Raw genomic sequence first — 23,019 nt, forward strand, 5'->3', positions numbered from 1 at the left:
TAATTAATTAAATATACTGTCGGTGATGAAGAGAGTAGTCTTTTTTAGAAGGAAAGCGAGCTAGGGATGGTGTGAGCCTAGTGCGGAAGGAAAAGATGAAGCGCACTTCGGAGATGCTTCTTGAACGAATAGTAGAGTAAGCCGAGGCCCCCTGTCCTCGTTATAAACGGGAAAGTGGTTCGTAATGAACAACAAGGGTGGTACCACGGGTTTAAACTCGTCTCTTTTTAGAGACGAGTTTTTTGTGTTTAAAAAAATAAGGAGGTTATATAGTATGGATTATAAAACGCAGTTTGCGGAAAGTTTATCCGATATTTTTACGAATGAATTAACGCAAAATCAAATTTTAGATTTAATCGAAACGCCGAAACAAGATGAATTCGGAGATGCGGCATTTCCATGTTTTTCACTTGCGAAGCAATATAAAAAATCACCAGCTATTATCGCAAAGGAAGTTGCAGGAAAATTAAGTGATCCATTTTTTACGAAAGTAGAGGCTGTTGGTCCTTATGTAAATGTCTTTTTTAATCGTGAGACGGTAAGTGATGATGTATTAAAAACGGTTTTAGCGGAGAAAGAAGAGTACGGTCAAAATCACTTTGGTTGTGAAAAAACGGTAGTTATCGATTATTCCTCTCCTAATATCGCGAAACCTTTTTCAATGGGGCATTTACGTTCTACAATGATTGGAAATTCACTGAAACATATTGCTGAAAAATGTGGTTATGAAGTTGTAGGAATTAATTATATTGGAGACTGGGGCACACAGTTTGGAAAGTTAATTACCGCTTATAAAAAATGGGGAAATGAAGCAGTAGTTAAAGAGGATCCAATACGTGAACTATTTAAGTTATATGTTCAATTTCATGAAGAGGTAAAAGACGATGAAGAATTAGAAGAAGATGGACGCGCTTGGTTTAAGAAATTAGAAGAAGGTAATGAAGAAGCTGTTGAGCTTTGGAATTGGTTCCGTCACGAATCCTTAAAAGAATTTTCTCGTATTTATGAACTTCTCGGTGTTGAGTTTACTAATTTTCAAGGAGAAGCCTTTTATAATAACTTAATGGAAGATTTTATTGGGATTTTAGAAGAACATGATTTGCTTGAAGAGTCAGAAGGAGCGTTAGTCGTTAATTTAGAAGAAGAGGGAATGCCGCCTTGCTTAATTAGAAAATCCGATGGTGCAACGATTTACGCAACACGTGACTTAACAGCAGCGTTATACCGTCAAAACATATATGCATTTGATAAAGCGTTATATGTAGTTGGCCCAGAACAAAGTTTACATTTTAATCAATTTTTCACTGTATTAAAAAAGCTTGGTTACAATTGGGTTGACGGCATGGAACATGTACCGTTTGGGTTCATTTTAAAAGATGGTAAGAAAATGTCGACACGTAAAGGAAGAGTTATTTTACTTGAAGAAGTACTTGAAGAAGCAATTGACCTTGCAAAACAAAATATTGAAGAGAAAAATCCAAACTTAAAACGGAAAGAAGAAGTAGCGAAGCAAGTCGGTGTTGGCGCAGTTATCTTTCACGATTTAAAAAACGAGCGTATGCATAATATCGAATTCTCATTAGAAAACATGCTGAAATTTGAAGGTGAAACAGGACCGTATGTACAGTACACACATGCACGTGCGTGCTCTATTTTAAGAAAAGAAAGTGTAGAATTTGAAACGTGTACGTTTGCATTAAAAGATGATCATAGCTGGAGCGTTGTAAAATTACTGAATAAATTCCCTCAAATAATTGAAGCAGCTTTCAACAAAAATGAGCCATCAATCATTTCAAAATATGTATTGGATGTAGCACAATCGTTTAATAAATATTACGGTAATGTTCGTATATTAGAAGAGAGCGAAGAGAAAGACAGCAGACTCGCATTAGTGTATGCTGTGACGGTTGTATTAAAAGAGGGATTACGTTTACTTGGGGTGGAGGCACCTGAGGAGATGTGAAACAAATAGGTATACGTATCATAGTAGATATGTATGCCTATTTATTTTTATAGAAAATGTGAAAGCAGAAGTTTTATTTTATTAAATCTAAATTTTTCTAGAATTGTTTCAAGTGTAGGAATGTCCTTATTAAATGGAGAATTGTAATGTCATATATAAAAAGGAGGCGTTAAACTTGGAAACATACGATTGGAACAGTAAACTAGCATATTTAAAAAACACAAGAGATTTATATTACAACGACGATTATGTAAGCTTTTTAGTAAATATGGTTTGGAAGATTACTAAGCCAGTACATATTGTTGATTATGGTTGTGGATATGGTTATTTAGGCTTAGTATTAATGCCTTTACTTTCAGAAGGATCAAAGTATACAGGCATTGATAGTGGAGAAACATTATTATCTGAAGCGAGAGAGTTGTTTCGTTTACTTCCGTATGAGACAGAATTTCTTGAGGGAGATGCTACAGAAATTGAATTGAAAGATACATACGATATAGCAATTTGTCATGCTTTCTTATTACATATGAGTTCGCCAAAAATGATGCTAAAAAAATGATACATTCAATTAAAAAGGGCGGAAAAATAATCTGTTTTGAACCACATTGGATATCAAATATGTCTTCATACTCTTTAGATGGAGAGAATCAATCGGAAATTATTAGGCTAGGTGCTTTGCAGAAGTTATTTGAAAATGACATGCAGAGAAGCGGAAAAGATGGAAATATTGGTATGAAAATACCGATGTGTTTAAGTAAACTAGGCGTAAAAAATATTGAATGTAGAGTAAGTGATAAAGTGAACTTTTTAGATTTTAATATGCACTATAATGATAAACAAAGGTTGTATCATTCATTAAAAGAAGAGGGGATTGCAGGGGATCCGGGTGATAAACAGCATTTTATAGAACGTTTAATGGCTAGAGGATTAACATATGATGATGCGCTAGCTCAATATGAAGCTGAACTCCGATTTTTTAAGGCATTTCATCTACATTCTTCTTTAGTATATGCTCCGAATATGAAAATTACATTTGGTGAAATAGTATGTTGAAAGATAGCGATTTATTGAGGATTGTCATTTTTTGTCGGTAAGTCGATATCCACCGTATAATCGCTGATATATTTTGAAAATCGTCGATATATTTAAATTATCGCCGATATAATTTCATGTACGGATTTCAGCTTCCAAAAGATAAAATCCTCATGTTACGTTATTCCATTTAATTAAACAAAATATGGAGAAAAACAATCATTTTTACTATATTTTGTTATAAATTTGAATAATATTAATTAATACCATCCATTATAAGAGATTTTAGTTGAATACCTACAATATGATGTGTAAAATCTAAGCAAGTAGCAGTACAAATAAATATTCGAGGTGAATACATGCTAGATTTTAAGCAGTTAGATGCTTGTTTGAAAGACAAGAGATTTATAGATCGATTACAGGAAATAAATAATGAAATTTCATATATAAAAGAAAAGAATACTTTATCTTATTTGAAGAGTTGGCTTGCTAGTGTTCCTTCACATAAGGAGTTTGACATATTAATACGTCTTACTGATGAAGGGCTTATGCACCAATACAGTTCATTCCTCATTCGCTACGCCTACAAAAAATTCCCAAATATGAGAACGCTCTCTTTATATTGTGATGAGTTAATTGATGAGCGGAAAATACTTGAAGTAGAACAGTTGTTAAAAGACTCATTAGAAGAGGTAAGTAAAGAAGAAATAGAAGCTGATCTTTTAGCGAAAACATATTTTACGTTAGTACGATGTTTGTTGGAAATGAAACGAAATGAAGAAGCCCTAATCTATATGCAAAAGGCAGAGGAGTACAGTTCACGTGCCGTATTTGATAAATGGGGCTACGTCTATATGCATACAGGTGAATGGGAGAAAGCAGAAGAACAATTTATAGCCGGCATGCAGCATAAAGATTGTGAAGAGCTATCTACCTATTTATTATCACAATTATATGCGAATCAAGGAGAACAAAAACGTGCATTACAGCTAATTGATGATGCGATTGTAAAGTTCCCGCAAGTACCATATTTTCATTTTGAAAAGGTAAAATATTTATTAGATTTAAGGAAGTATGAAGAAATGTTAGCGGTAATAGATAACATAAATAATCAGCTTCCTTATCATGTGTATAAAGCTTACTTTGTACATTTACGTGCAGAAGCGCTTTACAAAATGAATAAACTTGTAGATTTACAACAGTTATTAAAAGAAGAAAAAAGTTTAAAAGAGTCTTTATATCATAATTTAGAAAAAAATCCAGATGGAAAAAAGGTGCATTTACCGATAGTTCCTATTGTACAAAAGGATAATTATTGTGTTCCGACAAGTTTAGAAATGATGTTGCAGTTATGGGGAGAAAAACGTACACAAGATGAAATAGCAGAGTTTATTTTTGATATGACAGGCTCAAAGTTTTCAGATACTGTTTCTTATTTAGAAGAATTAGGTTATGAATATCGTTATTTTAAAGGGAATGAGGAAAATTATAAGAGACTGCTGGATGAAGGGATTCCTGTTTTATTAAGTATAGATATTGAGCATGCTTCACATGTACAAGTGCTATCTGGATATGATGATACGTTACAAGCTTTTTATGTTCAAGATCCGAACTTTATAGAACCAGTTATTGTGGAATATAGTAAGTTACAAGAAAAATATCGTTACACAGGTTGTTTAGCGATTACGTTTGTTCCGAAAGAAAAGAAGGAGCAATTAGCATTTTTAAATGAAGAAGAAAATCATTATTTTAAATCTATTTTTTCTCTTACGGATCATCTAGATGAACATGATAAAGAGGGGATTCATAACTTAGTACAATTTTTAAAAGAGACGAGTGATAATCCGAATACGTGGTTATATACAGTTAAGCATTTAGATGTTGAAGTAGATAATGAGTTTATTATATGTTGTATTGAAAAGTTAATGGAGAAGTTTCCGAACTCAGATTTTGTTAAATTGCATGGTGCGCAGTGCTTTATTCGCCTTCAAGAATTAGAAAAAGCCGGGCAAATGCTGACAAGTGTTGAGAAGAAAAATAATCGTGCTTTATATCATTTAATAAACGGAAGATATGCTTTTGAACAGGAAAGTTATATAGAAGCGATTTCAAGTTTTCGTTCCTCATTACAATTAGACGCAGATCAGCCGATTGCTTGGAGTTTTCTCGCTCTATCATACATGTATATCGATCAATCTGAAAAGGCGTTGCAGTTTTCTCAAGTTGCTTTAGAACGTAGTCCAGAAAGATTCACTTTAACGAATCACGGATTAATATTAATAGATTTAGAAAGATATGAAGAAGCGTATGAAATTTTTAATGACCTATTAAGAGAGAATAAAAATGAGGCACATATATGGTATGAGCGCGCGAGATGTGCGCATCATTTAGGGAAATTACATTTAGCGATAAAAGGGCTTAAAGTAGCGATTTATTTGGATAGTAATGCACCTTACATCTATACGAAACTTTCGGAAATATACGAGTCTGATTTGAAGGATGAGGAAAGTACGAAAGAAATTTTATTAAGAGGTATTGAGAATTGTGACGATAAGGCACCTCTATACGTAAAACTCGGTGACTATCATTTTCAAAATGATAGTCTGGAAGAAGCAGAAACATTGTATAATCGTGCTTTAGAAGAAAATCATGATGATGTTTATTCTCACTTTGGACTTACGCAAGTTTATATGGCGAAAGAACAATACAAGGAAGCGAAACAATATATTCTCGGTATTGAAAAACAAATTGAAAAGAGCCAAGATTTTCTTATGAATGCGGGAATGGTTCTATGGGATGCTGAGGTTGAACTTGGTGGAAATGAAGAAGGGTTTAAAGTAGCTTTGTCTAAGTTAGAGAGTGGTATAAAGCAGAGTGAATATAATGTGGCAAGTGCGTTAGATGAATATGTGAATCGAATTAAAGGAACGGTATTTGTACAAAGAGGTATAGCATTCTTAAGAACGTTACACAAAGAAAGAAAAGAAATAAGCGAATACGGTTGTTATACAGGTATTTTATATGAATCTATTGGGCAGTACGGCCAAGCGATGAAAAGGTATAATAAGGCGATAGAACAAAAGGAAACGGCATTACCGTATTACCGAATTGGTGAAATACTTATGGCATTAGGGCAATTGACGGAAGCAAAACAAGCGTATGAAACATGTTTAGAGCTTGATGAGAATTTCGTAGGTGTGCATTTACAGCTTGCAGAAATATATGAAAAAGAAGAAAATCGTTCTAAAGAACAAAGTCATATGGTTCAGGCTATGAAAGAAGAGCCGATGCATATTAATATGGAATATTTGGCACAGCTTTCAGTAGAAATGAGTCTTCAGGAAGAGTTACTGACAGCACTAGAACAATTAGCGGACGAAGCACCTGAAATATGGCGATTAGATGCGATTGCATATGTGTATGGAGCGATGGATGAAATAGATAAAGAACAAGCACAGATTGAAGAGGCACTTCAATTAGATAGTGAGCATATAGAAGTTCTATATCATTATGCCAAAGTGTTAGTGAAAAAAAGAAATGCAAAAGCAATTGAAATTGCAATGAAAGTTATACAAAAAGATGCAAATAATGAACGAATATTTGATGTGTATGTAAAAGCGATAGAACAACATAAGAAATTGTCTAACATACGAGATTTTCTTCATACATTAAAGGTGAAGAAGGCAGAAAGAAGTATGGCATTTATGTATGCTGCATCTGCGGTGACGGAAAGATGGATTGAACGTCAACAAAATGAACAGCCGAAAAAATCCATAATTACGAGAGCTTTTTATCGTATGAAAAACCGTGCGAAAGAAATTTCGATTATTACTACAATCATTGATTTGTATGAAATTTCGTTAAAGTTAAATCAAAAAAATAGTATGGCAGCGCAGCGATTTTCACTATTTTACGAGAATGTGGCGATGTATAAAGAGGCGACAGATGTATTGCAAACATCGTTAGAAAATAAATGGGATTACGATATAGCGAAGCAACTTGTAAATCTTTTCATGGCGTGTGAGGATGAAGATATGTTACGGGATGCTTCAGAATTAACGAAGCAAATGGTTCGAGAGTTACCAGATGATTATGATACGCTTCTTTTACAAGCACAAGTATTCTTTAAAATAGGAGAAGAAAGAAAAGCAGAAAAGATTACCTTACAATTAACGGAGCAAACACCGTTTGTAAGTAGAGCGTTTCTTGCTTTAGGAGAAATGTATCAAAGTCAAGAAAGGTTTGAAGAGGCAATTCATGTATTAGAAAATGCTTCTATACATCATCCAAATGAAGCAGCAATTCTTCTTTCTTTAGCATCTTCGTATCATGGTACCGGACAAACACTAAAGGCAGAAAAAATAACAAATGATGTATTAACAATAGATGCGAGTGATTTGTTAGCAAGATACGATCGCGCTTGTTATTTAGCACAGTTAAATAGAATTGAAGAGGCGAAGCAAGAGCTTGAAATTGTTCTTCGTGAGGATGAATCAGGATTCTTTGCTGAGCTTATTGAAGAAGATGAAGATTTAGCTGGAATACAAGAATTTAAGAAATAATTGTATAGGAATTGTGAAAAAGGGTATAATTAAATATATATTTCGAATTAGTTGACAATTTATTGCCCAATGGCATAAAATAGCTTTTAATAAAGTATACAAATCTGAAGACGAGAACGAGTAAAATAATGAATTGTTCCCCAGAGAGTCGGTGTATAGCTGAAAGCCGGTGTGCAGACGTTATTTGAAAATCATCTCCGAGGAGCCGAGGCTGAAATAAGTAAGCCCGGACGGATGTCTACCGTTACAAAGAACACGTATGATAGTACGTTGCTAAGTGCTATTAGCGAAGAGCTAATAGAATTAGGGTGGTAACGCGGTTAAACCCGTCCCTACTTCATGGGGACGGGTTTTTTGTGTGCTTTAAAATATTCAAAAGGAGTGATTGTAGATGAAGAAAGTAGATGTAAAAGAGTCAGCTGTAGGGAGGGAAACACGTATTCGTAAGCAGTGGAACGAGCAAAGTATTTTCGAGCAATCAATTCAGAATCGAGAAGGCGCACAGTCTTTCGTATTTTATGAAGGACCACCAACGGCGAACGGTTTACCACACGTCGGACATGCACTTGGACGGACAATTAAAGATGTAGTAGCGAGATATAAAACGATGGCTGGTTATAAAGTGCTACGAAAAGCGGGATGGGATACACACGGTTTACCTGTAGAATTAGGTGTTGAGAAGCAACTCGGTATTTCTGGTAAACATGAAATTGAAGAGTATGGAATTGAGCCATTTATTCAGAAGTGTAAAGAGAGTGTATTCACATATGAGAAGCAGTGGCGTGAATTCACTGAAAGCATCGGTTATTGGGTAGATATGGATGATCCATACGTTACGCTAGAGAATCCATATATCGAAAGTGTATGGCATATTTTAGGGACGATTCATGAAAAAGGATTATTGTACAAAGGGCATAGAGTCTCACCATACTGCCCAAGTTGTCAAACTTCACTAAGTTCACATGAGGTTGCACAAGGGTATAAAACAGTAAAAGACTTAAGTGCAACAGTTAAGTTTCAAGTGAAAGATAGTGAAAATGAATATTTCCTAGGGTGGACAACAACACCTTGGACACTTCCAGCAAATGTTGCGCTCGCTGTACATCCAAATATGGAATACGTGAAAGCGAAACAAGAAGGTCATGTATACATTGTTGCGAAAGAACGTGTACAAGATGTATTAAAAGAAGACTATGAAGTATTATCTGTTCATAAAGGTGAAGAATTAGTAAACACATCTTATATGCCGCCATTTCCAATGAAAGAAGTTACAAATGGCTATCACGTTATCGCAGCAGATTTTGTCACGGCAGATAGTGGTACAGGACTCGTTCATATCGCTCCAGCATATGGGGAGGACGATTATAGAGTCGTTCAAAGTGAAGGATTGTCATTCTTGCATGTTGTAGATGAGAAAGGTGAGTATACAGAAGCAGTACCATTTTTGAAAGGGAAATTTGTAAAAGATTGTGACGTGGATATTGTTCGTCATTTAGCGAAGGAAGGCTTACTATATCATAAAGAAAAGTATGAACATAGCTACCCACATTGCTGGCGTTGTGATTCACCACTTCTTTATTATGCAGGAGAGAGTTGGTTAATCCGAACAACTGCAATTAAAGATACATTTTTGCAAAATAACGATTCTGTTACTTGGTATCCAGACCATATGAAACATGGACGCTTTGGTAAGTTTTTAGAAAATATGGTGGACTGGAATATTAGCCGAAATAGATATTGGGGAACACCATTAAACGTATGGGAATGTGAAAGTTGCGATCATCAATTCGCACCGAAAAGCATTGCTGATTTAAGAAAGCATAGTACAAAAGAAACACCGGAAGATTTGGAATTGCATAAGCCATATGTAGATGAAGTGCAAGTTTGCTGTGAAAAATGCGGAAGTACAATGAATCGTACACCAGAAGTAATTGATGTTTGGTTTGATAGTGGTTCCATGCCATTTGCGCAATATCATTATCCATTTGAAAATAAAGAGTTATTTGAAGAACAGTTTCCAGCGGATGTTATTGCAGAAGGCATTGATCAAACACGTGGATGGTTTTATAGTTTATTAGCAGTATCAGCACTATATACAGGAAAAGTGCCTTATAAACGAGTGTTATCACTAGGGCATGTATTAGACGAAGAAGGACAGAAAATGTCTAAAAGTAAAGGGAATGCACTAGATCCAGTTGATTTAGTAAATCAGTTTGGTGCAGATGCATTAAGATGGGCGCTACTCGTTGACAGTGCTCCTTGGAATGCGAAACGTTTCTCGGAAAGAACAGTACTGGAAGCAAAGTCTAAATTTGTAGATACATTAGTCAATGTGTATAGCTTCTACGTTTTATATGCAAATTTAGATGAGTATAATCCGAAAGAAACGTATGACGCAAAGCGGACGAAATTGGATGAATGGGTATTATCAAGATTGCATAGCACAACGAAAAAAGTGAGAACAGCACTTGATGATTATCAATTTACGAATGCAGCTCGTGAAATCGCGGCGCTTGTAGATGAAGTAAGTAACTGGTATGTAAGACGATCACGTAATCGTTTCTGGGAATCTGGTATGAATGCTGAAAAAGCAGCTGCGTATGAGACACTTCATGAAGTGCTTGTGACAATTAGTAAATTAATTGCACCATTTACACCGTTTGTCGCTGAAGATATTCATTTAAATTTAACTGGAAGTAGCGTTCATTTAGAGGATTATCCAGTTGTAAATGAATCACTACTTCAGCCGAAACTAGAAGCGGAAATGGATGCTGTTTTACAAGTTGTTGAACTAGGAAGAAGTAACCGTAATCAACATTCTTTAAAAGTAAAACAGCCGTTAGCGGAACTTGTATTACTAGCGCATAATGAAAATGATATGGATTGGGAATCTTATCGTGATATCGTCATGGATGAGCTAAATGTCAAAGCGTTTCATGTTGAACTCGATGAAACGAAATACACGTCCTATCAATTAAAGTTGAACTTTAAAACAGCTGGGCCGAAGTTTGGTAAAAATGTGAATGCAATAAATGGATGGTTAAAACAATTATCAAAAGAAGAAGTACAACACTTTGTATCTACAGAAAGAGCAGTTTACGAAACTGCACCAGGAGAAGAAGTAGTTGTAACGGCTGAAGATGTAGTAGTAGAGAAAGTTGCGAAATCAGGGTTCTCTAATACGACTAACGGACAATATACAGTTATGTTAGATACGAATGTAACAGAAGAGTTGTTACAAGAAGGAGTGGCGCGTGAATTTATTCGAGCGGTTCAAGAATATCGTAAGCAGTTAAATTTACCGGTTAATTTACGAGTAGATGTTATTCTTGATACAGAGGAAGAGCTACAACGAACATTAACGAACCATAAAGATTTATTGGAAGAAAATTTACTCGTTAAGCAATTTACATTTGATCACTTAACGAATGAAGACGATGAACTATCTTTAGGTGAAGCGAAAGTTCGAATTAAATTAAGCACGGCTCATTAAAGAAAAAAGGAAGTTGGAATCATTCCAACTTCCTTTTTGTATGATGGAAATTTATCCGGCTAACTTCCTCATAATCCGTTCGATAGGTCCTCTAGTAAATGTCTTTCTTCATAGCACACTAAATAAAATACTGTAGAAATATATTTCTACAGTATTTTTCTCATTTTATACATAAATATTGAGAAAATTTCACTCAACCTAAATGGAAAGGTAATAGAATTGTTTATAGAGAATTACTCGTAGATTCAATTTTTATCCCCCCATTTTGTGGGGAATGATTGCCTAGTGGTAATGGGATAAGGTTGAGCTACTTTATTAGGGGGAGTGGTTCTATGTTTAATAAAAAAATGGTGGCAATGGCAATGACTGTGCCGTTAGTAATGGGGACGATTTCTACGGTTTCGGCATTGGAAAAACAGCAGCAAGTAAAGCTAGAAGCTTATTCGCCACAGAAAAAAGCAACTGAATATTTAAAAGAAAATGCTGCGCAGTATGGATTAAAAACAGACCTTTCAGACTTGCAATATATTTCTACAACAGAAACGTCAGTAGCTTCATATGTTAGGTTCCAGCAAGTTGTTAATGGTGCACCTGTATTTTCAAAACAAATTACAGTTACTCTTAACGGAGAGGGAAAGGGCGTACTTGCTGTTTCTGATTATCAATCCGTCAAAGGTGTGAAGGAAGTAACGACAAAAATTAGTGAAAAAGATGCAATACAAAAATCAATGGCGTATGTTGGAGAAGCAAGTGAGCAAAACTTATGGGCTCCTACAGAGAAAGAATTTGGATATATTGTTGAAGAGGGAATTGCTCGTCCAGTATATAAAGTGGTAGTCCATTCTAATAATCCATTTGGTGCATGGGAAACATTTATTGATGCGGAAAATGGGAAGTTAATTAAAAAGGTTGATATAAACCGAAAAGCTGAAGGGACAGGAAAAGTATTTTTACCTAACCCAGTTGTATCTAGCGGTAGTAAAGTAGGCTTAAAAGATAATAACGATGCAGATTCAACAGCGTTAACGAATCAATTGAAGACTGTTACGTTAAAAGGTTTAGATGGGACAGGATTTTTAATTGGAGAGTATGTAACGATTTCTTCAAAAGCAAAAACAAAATCTACAAATTTACAATTTAACTATACACGTGCAAATGATAGCTTTGAAGATGTTATGTCGTATTATCATATCGATACATTACAGCGTTACATTCAAGGGTTAGGATTTAAAAATATTAATAATCGCTCTATTAAAGTGAATGTGAATGGAACGACGGCTGATAACTCATTTTATTCTCCGACAACGAAAGCTTTAACTTTTGGTACTGGCGGAGTAGATGATGCAGAAGATGCTGGTATTATCGCACATGAATACGGGCATTCAATTCAAGATAACCAAGTGCCTGGCTTTGGTAGTTCTGCAGAAGGCGGAGCGATGGGAGAAGGATTTGGTGACTTCTTAGGTGCTACGTATGAAGATGCAGTATCGACAACAGGCTACGGAAAAGCATGTGTTGGAGAATGGGATGCGACAGCTTATTCTAGTTCAGATCCGACGTGCTTGCGCCGATTAGATACGAATAAAGTGTATCCGAAAGATGTTACAAATGAGGTACATGATGATGGAGAAATTTGGGCACAAGGTCAATATGAGATGGCACAAGCTTTTGGACGTGATGTAGCAACGAAAATTATTTTACAATCACACTGGTCATTAACACCAAACTCTAAATTCAGTGATGGAGCAAAAGCGATTAAGCAAGCGGATGCTCTTTTATATGGCGGACAACATGCTGCTGATATCGATCGTATTTGGGCAGCAAGAGGAATTAGTACGAATTAATATAAAAAGTCGTGGCGTTTATAAGCCACGACTTTTTAATTTGCTTAAGAACCGGTACTAGTAAAGTAAGCTATATGAATGCTAATGTAAATTCATCCGCATTCTAGTTGTTTTTTTCGTCTTTAAAAACAAAATGCTCTTTAAATTTTCTAGACTCAACTTTTTGACCGTTTCTCATGGAGCGGAAAGGGTGTTCTTGCCAAGTAATGATTACATCAACTTCATCAGCTTTTGTAGCAACTGGAAAATTAGCATGTTCAAATCCAGTTTTTCCACTTGCTAAGCGACTTTCCTTTCGTGAGAAAAGTTCATATTTCGTTTTCGTTTTTGGCTCGTTGCGGAATACTTCGACTTGTACGTTATATACTTCACTGTTACCAACATTTTTTACTGAAAATTGATATGTTTGAAATTCATCTTCTTTAGCTTGAAGCATATTGTTACCTATGTTCTTCGGTTCATCAATATTCACTTTCCATTGATTAGAGTTTTGGGAGATTGGTAAAGATTTTGGTGAATAGGCGTATGTTTCATTCACTGCAATTAGGCATAACAAAAGAAGAAAGAAACTAATCGCTTTTTTCATATAAACACCTCGCTATAAAATTTTTATCCCGCTATTTGCCGGGCAGTAAGACCCTCCACCTCAAAATTCAGGGAAAGCAAAGAAGTTAGGTGGGGGGGCGGGCTTACCGTAAAAGCCCGATTGGTGAGGGCTGATAATCAGTGGGGAGGAACAAAATCCCCACTGATTAAAGTTTCACTTTATCAATATGCGTAAATAAAACGGAAATTATGTAATAAAATGGAAAGGGTGATACTTTGATTCAAATGAATTTGAAAAAACTTGAAGAGGTAGTAGGCGGTGAAGGGTTACAAGAATCGTTTCATCACATAGAGATACATGGTGTCTGCATAGATTCCAAAAGCATTAAAGAAGGAAATGTATTTGTTCCAATCATTAGGGTGAAAGATGGACATGATTATGTGAAAGAGGCATTCGATAATGGAGCTGTCGCTTCCTTATGGAAAAAGTCTTACAGCACTCCGCCAAAAGGGATGCCAATTATATTTGTAGATGACACTTTGTTTGCTTTGCAACAATTGGCACAATTTTATCGGAAAGAGCTAAATGTAAAAGTAATTGGAATTACAGGTAGTAATGGCAAGACAACGGTAAAAGATATAATAAGCACGATTGTAAGTACAACTCATCGTGTGCATAAAACAAAGGGAAACTTTAATAGTCAAATCGGTTTACCATTAACTATTTTAGAAATGAAACGAGATACAGAGTTTTTAATTCTTGAAATGGGGATGAGTGAAAAAGGACAAATTCGAAACTTATCAAAAATAGCACAGCCAGATGTAGTGATCATTACAATGATTGGTCATTCTCACTTAGAGACGCTTGGATCAAAAGAAGAAATTGCGAAGGCTAAATTAGAAATTATTGATGGATTAAAAGATGAAGGATTATGTTTGTATAATGGTGATGAGCCATTGCTTTTGAAAAATAAGAATTTATCGAGTATAACTTGTAAGGCGTTTGGTGAAAAGTATACAAATGATTTGTTTCCAACAAACGTGCAATTAGATGAATATGGTGTTCATTTTAAATTAAATGATTCAAAAATACAGTACGATGTTCCCTTGCATGGAAAACATAATATTTTAAATGCGATTGTCGGAATCGCCGTAGGTCAATTTTATAATGTCCCCACAGAAAAAATACAGAAAGCATTGCGACAAGTAAATATTACTCATATGCGCTTTCAATTTTTAACTGCTAAAACAGGTTTTACAATTATTAACGATGCATGGAATGCCAGTCCCTCTTCAATGAAGGCCGCAATTGAAACGTTCCAGACATTAAATGCCTATAAGAAAAAAATGATAGTAATTGGGGATATGTTGGAGTTAGGGAAGAATGCTGAAACATATCATAGAGAAATTGGTAAAATGTTAAATCAAGAGAGCATTCAATATGTATTCACTTATGGAGAGTTAGCTGAAATTGTAGCGGAAGAAGCGAGAAAGAAATATGATATAGGAAAAGTACAGTCATTTAATAGTAAAGCCAAGATAGCAGAGGAAGTATTAAAAGTTATAACGAAAAAGGATATCATATTATTGAAAGGCTCACGTGGAATGGCTTTAGAGGAGATTGTACAAAATTGGATATGAAAGATCAAAATATATTTAAAAAGGCTTGCATTTTATAAAACAAAGAGATAGAATACTCTGTAAATATAAAAAGTGAGGATCAGGAAAAGTACATAATGCAAAGGTCTACAGAGAGCAATCGGATGCTGAGAAGATTGCGATACCGCATGATGGAAAGACACCTGTGAGTGTTGCTTTGAACGTGATAATTAGTAAAAGCAAACGGTACCTACCGTTATCAGGGCTAAGATGGTCATTATGACAATTTGGGTGGTACCGCGGAAAAATCCGTCCCTATTTATAGGGGCGGATTTTTGTATTCTTTGAAAGGAGGTGAGTGACCGTGGATGATGACGATGACAACAACAATAACGTAAATAAATATAAAATTACTGGAGGGAAATGTAATGAAGCGTTCACTCACAAAAGAATGTACGGAGCAAGGCGGCAAGGTTGTATTACTTCAAGGGTGGGTAAAAAAAATTCGTCATCTAGGTAATATTAGTTTTTTATTAATAAGAGATCGATCAGGAGTTATGCAATGTGTACTAGAAAATGAGTTAGCTGGATATAAGGTAGATGTGGAAAGTGTCGTTCAAGTAGTAGGCCAGATAGTAGAGACTTCGAAAACAGAATTAGGAGTTGAAGTGCTCGCTCACGACGTGAAAATATTAAATCGCGCAGAACCACTTCCGTTTGAAATAAATAAAAAGAAATTGCAAGTTGGCTTAGATCAACTTCTAAATGAGAGAGTATTATCATTAAGACATGAGCGAACCGCCGCGATATTTAAAGTAAAATCTACGCTCGTTCAGAGCTTTAGTGAATTTCTTATAGAGAACGATTTCACACGTGTATTTACTCCGAAAATTGTTTCACAAGGGGCAGAAGGAGGAGCAAATGTTTTTAAGCTTCCATACTTTCAAAAAGAAGCTTATTTAGCACAATCACCTCAGTTTTATAAACAAATGATGGTAGCTGGAGGATTAGAACGTGTTTTTGAAGTTGCACCTGTTTACAGAGCGGAGCATCATAATTCTTCCCGTCATTTGAATGAATATATATCGTTAGACGTAGAACTTGGATTTATTCATGATTTTTATGAAGTGATGCAACTAGAAACGGATGTTTTACGATATATGTTTCAACAAGTAGCAAAAAACTGTGAAAAAGAACTAAAACTATTACAAATAGAAGTACCTGTTATTACAGAAATACCGAAAATTACATTGTTACAAGCGCAAGAAATTTTGAAAAGTAAGTACCAGAAAGAATCGCCAATTGGGGATTTAGATACAGAAGGTGAGAAGCTATTAGGGAAATATGTGAAGGAAACATATAAGAGTGAGTTTGTTTTCATTACACATTATCCGAAAGAAGCTAGGCCGATGTATACGATGCCAAATAAAGAGAATCCATCTATTACTGATTCGTTCGACTTACTATATAAAGGACTAGAAATAACTTCAGGGGCGCAGCGAATTCATGATTACGAAATGTTACTCACTTCTTTTAAAGAAAAAGGATTACATCCAGATACGTTTCAATCTTATTTAAATACATTCCGATATGGTTGTCCCTCGCACGGTGGCTTTGGAATTGGATTAGAGAGAGTTGTATACAAACTATTGGAATTAACAAATGTACGAGAGGCGAGTGCTTTTCCGAGAGATTGTACGCGTCTTATACCGTAAGAATAACCCCCTTCTATAGTGTAGAAGGGGGTTATTCCTTTCAACACATGTTAAAAGGAATAATTTTTTGTGTGAAAATATGTAAATTATATTAAGAACATTTTATAATGAATTGAGAAAAAGAAAATTCATAAGTTATAATGAAATATGAATATAAAAAAAGTTCATATAATAATGTATGGAAGGGTATGAAACATGTTATATCAAACTCAAGCAACACAACAAACACCAGCTTATATAATTTATCTTCTTGATGTAAGCGCATCAATGAACCAAATGATGGATGCAGGCGGAGAAGAAAAAAGAAGAATTGATATTGTAACGGATGCTCTTTCTTTAGCGATTCGCCAAATGGTATTTCGTTCAACAAAAGGTAGTCGCTTGCTTCCAAGGTATAAGTTATCTATTTTAGCCTATAGCGATCATGTTTTTGATTTATTGGGTGGTGTGAAAACAATAGACGAGGTAGCAAGACTGCGTCCATTAGAAAAAATTCAAACGCATCGTTTAACTGATACAGCAAAAGCTTTCTCTGTAGTGGAGAAGTTATTGCAAAAGGAATTACCAAATTTACAAGATGGACCAGCTCCTGTTGTTTGTCATATGACAGATGGGGCATCAACTGGTGAAGATCCAGAATTAATTGTACGAAGAATTATGAATATGTCTGTACCTGATGGAAACGTACTAATTGAAAATATTTTTATTTCAGATGAAATTATGCAAGAACAAATTTCTAATATAAAGAAGTGGGAAGGGATTATGCCAAATACAGAGATTACAGATGAATATGGTGCAAAGTTGCAAAGACTTTCATCGCCTATACCTCAAAGCTATCGTGAGATGATGACGGAACATGGGTTTCATATTGCAGATGGTGCTGTGATGATGTTTCCTGGGACAAATGCGGACTTAGTATCACTTGGATTTCAAATGTCTGCTGCAACGCCGGTTCGATAGGAGGGGGGAGTAAGGTGAAATATACCCTATCGCAAAAGGAAGAAACGGTATTGCAAGAAAAGGAAACGAAACATTTTACTTATAGATATAGTTATGTAAGAGCAAAAGAAACGCAGGATTTAAACGAGAGTGGACAAGACTTTCTAGTATTTCTAGATAATGGAACTAGTTTCGTATTTGCCTTATGTGATGGTGTAGGGCTATCTTTTCATGGTGAAATTGCTGCGGAATTTCTTGGTATGAAGTTAGTAAACTTGTTTGATACATGTCAAGAAAGTGGACTGGATATTGCTACATTATTAAATGAACAGTTAAATAATTGGACAGAAGAAGCTTCAGAGGAAGTGAGTGCATTTCGATTGCCAGAAGAAACACCGTGGTTACTACGCGATGTTTTGGAAGAAAAGCGAAAAAAAGGTAGTGAAGCGATGTTTACTGGCGGGAAAATAGAACTCATTCCAAATCAAGATAAAGTACAAATAACGATAGTTACACATGGCGATTCATTTGTACAATTGTTTCAAGATAAGGAGAATTGTTCGAATGTAATGAAGTTTAAGAGAAATATAAAGAAAAGATGGTCTACACAGCGAGGCATTATTGGTGGGGAATTGGCGGTTTTTTCAAAGGCATTATCTAGACAAGAAGCTAATCGGATAGTTATTCACTCAGACGGACTTTTGCCACTTAAGCAGTATAACTTTGAGGAAGTGTTAAAAGAAATTGAGAGGGCACAGAACTCTCCGACAAGCGATGATATTTCATTTTTAGATGTTTCTTGGTAACAAACATGATGGAAAAAAGGTGAATAAACGTGGAAGAGATTATTGTGACATACATAAAACAGTCAAATGAAGAAATTGATATTGCAATTCCAAATGACGTAAAAGTGGTGCAAATTATTGAAGCGATTTTACATCATGAAAAAATAGATGAAGCATTAAGCGGAATCTATGAAATTAGAGTAGCAAAAGATAAAGAAGAGTGGCATTCTATTCGAAATGATGAAACGTTGCGCGATAATGATGTGTGGGATGGACAATATGTAATGCTACATAAAAAAGGAGCAATTATCCCTTCTTTTGAAATGATGCCAGCAGAAGAAGTTTATAATGAACCTGTTAAACAAGATATGTCTTCTAGTGAAGAAGATTATGTATGGAAAATCATTGAGTAATAGTTTTGGGATGGGGAAGGAGAAATGTTTTGTGCAAAAATCACCGTATTTTCAACGCTCTCCGCGTGTGAAAGTAGATATACCAACAGGGGATGTTATTATTCATGATCCACCGAACATACCGGAGGAGCCGAAGTTTTCAATTGAAACAATGTTACTGCCTGCAATGATGACAGTTTTAACATTGGTATTATATTTTGTAATGATGAAATTTATGAAGATGAATGCAAGTTATATGCCATTAATGATGGTTTCAAGTATTCCGATGTTGGGATCATATATAATTACAACGATGGGGCATTTCCGTAAAAAGAAAGAACATCGTCAAATGGTTGAACAATTACAAACAAGATATTTAGAGCAAATTCAAAAGCATCGAGTGGAATTAGATACATTAAAGGTTGAACAAGCAAAATATTTAATTACACAAAATCCAAGCCCATTAAAAAGTGTACAAAGAATTGAAAATCGGGAAAGTAATTTATGGGAGAGAACACCTGAAAGTCCAGACTTTTTAGATATTCGTATTGGTACAGGAGAAAGACCATTTCTTGTAGAATTGAAGGTGCCTGAACAGAAAGGTTATGAAGAAAATCCATTAGTTACAGAAGCGCAAAATGTGAAAAGGGATTTCAATACGATACCAAATGGACACATTTCCATTTCTTTGAAAAAAAACGATGTAATTGGTGTAGTTGGAAATAAAGAAGATAGACTAAACTTTATTCGAATTGTAACGACGCAAATTATGACGCATCATGCACCAAATGAAGTGAAAATAGCTGCATTTTATCATGAGAAAGAGAAAAAGCAGTGGGATTGGATGAGGTGGCTTCCTCACGTATGGGATGAACAGAGAAGTATGCGCTTTTTATCTGAAAATCAACAAGATGCACAGAAACTAGCTGAAGTACTATTTACCCCACTTAACATGCGTAGAATCTATAATTCTTCTGCGCAAGCGGATGCAAAAGTTCCTTTAATTCCGATGTATGTTTTTTTCTTATCAGCGAGAGAATTTTTAGAAGATGATCCTTTAACTCCAATGTTACTTAGAGAAGGTGAAAGCGTAGGAGCTTCTACATTTATTTTTGCGGAACAAAAGGAACGGTTACCGATGGAATGTGATCTTGTAATAAGTTTAAATGGAGAAGATGGTGAGTTAGTAGAAACGTTTTCAAGTTCAGCTGAAAATAGTGGGACAACGCGTGCTAGTTTTAAAGTAGATCGACTTTCATTCGAACGATGTGAACTAGGAGCGCGAAGCATTGCTCCAATTCGAATGAAAAGTTCTACAGCAGCCAACATTCCGAAAGTATTAACATTTTTAGACTTGTTTCAAGCTAAAAACATGGAAGAATTACAAGTGCTAGAGAGATGGAAAGAAAATCGATATCCGACTTCATTACCGGTTCCAATTGGTGTAAGAGAAGGAAGTAAACCTGTTTTTCTAAATATTCACGATAAAATAGAGAAAAAAGGGCACGGTCCGCACGGTCTAATGGCTGGTACAACTGGATCCGGAAAAAGTGAAGTGATTCAGTCTATAATAGCGGCGTTAGCGGCAACCTATCATCCTCATGAGATGGCATTTATGCTTATCGACTATAAAGGTGGTGGAATGTCAAATACATTTGCGGGATTACCGCACATTATTGCATCTATTACGAACTTAGAAGATCCAAATTTAATTGAGCGTGCCAGAATTTCATTAAAAGCAGAATTAGAGCGTCGACAAAAATTATTCATTCAGGCTGGAAATGTTCAGCATTTAGATGAATATTATGAAACAAGCTGGCGTGAAAAAGAACCTTTACCACATTTATTTATTGTTATTGATGAGTTTGCTCAAATGAAAAAGGAACAACCAGAATTTATGGACGAGCTAATTAGTGTCGCTGCAATAGGAAGGACATTAGGAGTTCATTTATTATTAGCAACTCAAAAACCTTCGGGGGTTGTAAATGACAAGATTTGGAGTAACTCGCGTTTTCGAATTTGTTTACGTGTCCAAGATGATGCGGATAGTCGTGAAATGTTAAAGATTCCAGATGCCTCTAAAATCAATGTACCAGGACGAGGGTATCTCCAAGTTGGTAGCAATGAAGTATTGGAATTATTCCAATCAGCATGGAGCGGAGCACCTTATAATCCAGATGAAGAGAAAGTTCTTGATATTGTTGATTTTACAGAAGTTAAGCTCTCGGGTGAAAGAATAAAAGTGAAAAAGCGTCCAAAACCAATGACAAATAGTCCAAAACAACTACAAGCTTTTATTCAATATGTACAGAGCGTATCAGAAAAAGAAAATATTAAAGCATTACCAGGACCTTGGCTGGATCCATTACCGGAAAAATTATTGTTAAAAGAATTTTATGCTATGGAAGATTGGACAATTGCTGAGTGGAATAAATCAAAAGAATATTTACAAGTAACAGTAGGATTAATTGATGATGTTGCAAATCAAGCGCAATTTCCGCTGAAGTTAGATTTACAAGAAGGACATTTAAATATTTATGGTATGCCAGGAACAGGAAAAACAACGATGTTACAAACAATTATTATGTCCCTAGCAGTATCTCATACACCAGAAGAAGTGAATTTTTATATTATTGATTTTGGTCGTATGTTCTTAGATTTTAGAGATTTACCTCATGTAGGCGGGGTTGTACAAGAGGACGAAAATGAAAAAATGAAACGTCTATTCGGATTTTTAAAGAAGGAAATCACGCATAGAAAAGAGAGTTTTTCTAATATCGGTGCAAAGTCATTCTCTATGTATAATCGAATGGTTGGAAAGAAAATTCCTGCTATCGTTGTAATGGTAGATGGTTATATAAGATTTAAAAATGAATTCGAAAAAGAGAATGAAGTATTAGAAATATTATTACGCGAATCAAGCACATATGGCGTGTACTTCTATTTCTCACTTAATCAAACAATTGATATGTTTGATCGTGTTCGTAATAATATACCGATGGCAATTACATTTGAATTGCAAGATAGAGCTGAATATCCTAGTTTAGTTGGTAGACCGAATTTCCCGTTAATTGAAGTTCCTACTGGCCGTGGGTTAATGAAAGGTCAACCACCGGAATTGTTCCAAGCAGCACTACCGTTTATAGGTGAAAGTGAATTAGAATACTCACAGCAATTAAAAACGATTATTCAAAAAATGGGCAGTGAATGGAATGCTGAAAAAGCAAAAGAGATTCCAATGGTTCCTAAAGAAATATTTGTAGAAGATTTAGTTGAGCAATTAGAACCAACTCAAATTTCTGCAGGAGTTGAAACAGACGATATCCGTTTGCAAAATTTTTCATTGGACGAAATGAATCATATATTTATCGGTGGAAGAATAGAAGGTGGAAAAACATCATTATTACAAACACTTCTTTTCACTACTACATACCAATACTCTCCAGAAAAGGTTGAGCTATACTTAGTAGACCTTGGTGAAAGACCTACTGGCATATTAGCTCTCGGAGATTTACCTCATGTGAAGAAGAAAGTTACAGATGATATGCAATTAAAAGAAATGTTAGATGAACTGTTAGAGCTAATAAATAATAGAGAAACAGTAGTACCTTCTATAGATCCAAACGTAACAGTGGAGTTTCCATATAAGAAAATAATCATTGCAATTGATGATATTGATCAAATGTTAACTGTATTATCTATTGATTATGAGGCGAAAAATAAAATGGAACTAATAGTTCAAAATTGTAAAAATAAAGGGATTCATTTTTTAACGGCGGCTACAACATCTAGTGTAAATAACTTTTCACATGAAAAATGGTTTGCGGAAATTAGAAAGAGAAGTATTGGTTATTTATTAGGAACGACTCACAATAACGATGTATATTTCTTTAATATGAAACTTCCACATGCTGAAATCGATCAAGAATTATTAAGTGGGGATGGATATTGCATACGTAGAAAGCCAATAAAAATAAAAGGTGCATATACACCGTTACATTTACTGCGCACGATGACAGACAAAATTAGTGTGAAATGGTCTGAATTAAAAGTGAAATAATATTAAAATAGGGTTAAATTACTATAAAATAGAATTTTTTTGCAATTTAACTCTTTTAAAATTGTATGAATATAGTTTATAATCTAATT

Annotated in this window: 11 protein-coding genes, 1 pseudogene and 3 other annotated features; of the genes and pseudogenes, 11 read left to right on the forward strand and 1 reads right to left on the reverse strand. The window is 35.0% G+C overall.

Annotated elements, in window-relative coordinates:
- Nucleotides 1-13 precede the first annotated feature (13 nt).
- Nucleotides 14-228: a binding site (T-box leader), on the forward strand.
- 46 nt (nt 229-274) lie between these two features.
- From argS to ACSG5Z_RS03365, 5 genes and pseudogenes are all read left to right on the forward strand, one after another.
- Nucleotides 275-1,963, forward strand: coding sequence for an arginine--tRNA ligase (argS, locus tag ACSG5Z_RS03345; protein ID WP_435710672.1), 1,689 nt, complete (start codon nt 275-277; stop codon nt 1,961-1,963).
- A gap of 133 nt (nt 1,964-2,096) precedes the next feature.
- Nucleotides 2,097-3,016: pseudogene (locus ACSG5Z_RS03350) on the forward strand (class I SAM-dependent methyltransferase).
- 338 nt (nt 3,017-3,354) lie between these two features.
- The gene (locus tag ACSG5Z_RS03355; protein ID WP_435710673.1) at nt 3,355-7,557 is read left to right on the forward strand and encodes a tetratricopeptide repeat protein; all 4,203 of its coding nucleotides are present in this window, start codon (nt 3,355-3,357) and stop codon (nt 7,555-7,557) included.
- A 98-nt stretch (nt 7,558-7,655) separates the two neighbouring features.
- Nucleotides 7,656-7,894 (forward strand) — a binding site (T-box leader).
- A 54-nt stretch (nt 7,895-7,948) separates the two neighbouring features.
- Nucleotides 7,949-11,050 (forward strand): isoleucine--tRNA ligase, encoded by a 3,102-nt coding sequence (gene ileS, locus ACSG5Z_RS03360; protein WP_435710674.1) that lies wholly within the window; start codon nt 7,949-7,951, stop codon nt 11,048-11,050.
- A 332-nt stretch (nt 11,051-11,382) separates the two neighbouring features.
- Entirely contained in the window at nt 11,383-12,894 is a 1,512-nt protein-coding gene (locus tag ACSG5Z_RS03365; RefSeq protein WP_046959291.1) for a M36 family metallopeptidase, read from the forward strand.
- Between the two features lie 103 nt (nt 12,895-12,997).
- On the opposite strand, the gene ACSG5Z_RS03370 is transcribed toward ACSG5Z_RS03365, so the two are convergent.
- Complete coding sequence (locus tag ACSG5Z_RS03370) at nt 12,998-13,480, reverse strand: YozF family protein (RefSeq protein ID WP_137013292.1); 483 nt, start codon at nt 13,478-13,480, stop codon at nt 12,998-13,000.
- Between the two features lie 245 nt (nt 13,481-13,725).
- On the opposite strand from ACSG5Z_RS03370, the gene ACSG5Z_RS03375 reads away from it, so the two are divergent.
- The 6 genes from ACSG5Z_RS03375 (at nt 13,726) to essC (ending at nt 22,930) form a co-directional block, all read left to right on the forward strand.
- On the forward strand, nt 13,726-15,081 hold the full coding sequence (locus ACSG5Z_RS03375) for a UDP-N-acetylmuramoyl-tripeptide--D-alanyl-D-alanine ligase (protein ID WP_435711250.1): 1,356 nt from the start codon (nt 13,726-13,728) through the stop codon (nt 15,079-15,081).
- Between the two features lie 66 nt (nt 15,082-15,147).
- Nucleotides 15,148-15,359: a binding site (T-box leader), on the forward strand.
- 108 nt (nt 15,360-15,467) lie between these two features.
- Nucleotides 15,468-16,754, forward strand: a complete 1,287-nt coding sequence (aspS, locus tag ACSG5Z_RS03380; RefSeq protein ID WP_088609114.1) for an aspartate--tRNA(Asn) ligase — start codon at nt 15,468-15,470, stop codon at nt 16,752-16,754.
- Between the two features lie 195 nt (nt 16,755-16,949).
- Nucleotides 16,950-17,714, forward strand: coding sequence for a vWA domain-containing protein (locus ACSG5Z_RS03385; RefSeq protein ID WP_044792564.1), 765 nt, complete (start codon nt 16,950-16,952; stop codon nt 17,712-17,714).
- 14 nt (nt 17,715-17,728) lie between these two features.
- Nucleotides 17,729-18,499: a hypothetical protein gene (locus ACSG5Z_RS03390; RefSeq protein WP_435710675.1), complete on the forward strand. Its 771-nt coding sequence runs from the start codon at nt 17,729-17,731 to the stop codon at nt 18,497-18,499.
- A gap of 29 nt (nt 18,500-18,528) precedes the next feature.
- Nucleotides 18,529-18,891 (forward strand): EsaB/YukD family protein, encoded by a 363-nt coding sequence (locus ACSG5Z_RS03395; protein ID WP_000391141.1) that lies wholly within the window; start codon nt 18,529-18,531, stop codon nt 18,889-18,891.
- Between the two features lie 31 nt (nt 18,892-18,922).
- Complete coding sequence (gene essC / locus ACSG5Z_RS03400) at nt 18,923-22,930, forward strand: type VII secretion protein EssC (protein ID WP_435710676.1); 4,008 nt, start codon at nt 18,923-18,925, stop codon at nt 22,928-22,930.
- The last annotated feature ends 89 nt before the right edge of the window (nt 22,931-23,019 follow it).

It is taken from the genome of Bacillus pretiosus, from assembly GCF_051294775.1.
Classification (GTDB): Bacteria; Bacillota; Bacilli; order Bacillales; family Bacillaceae_G; genus Bacillus_A; species Bacillus_A wiedmannii.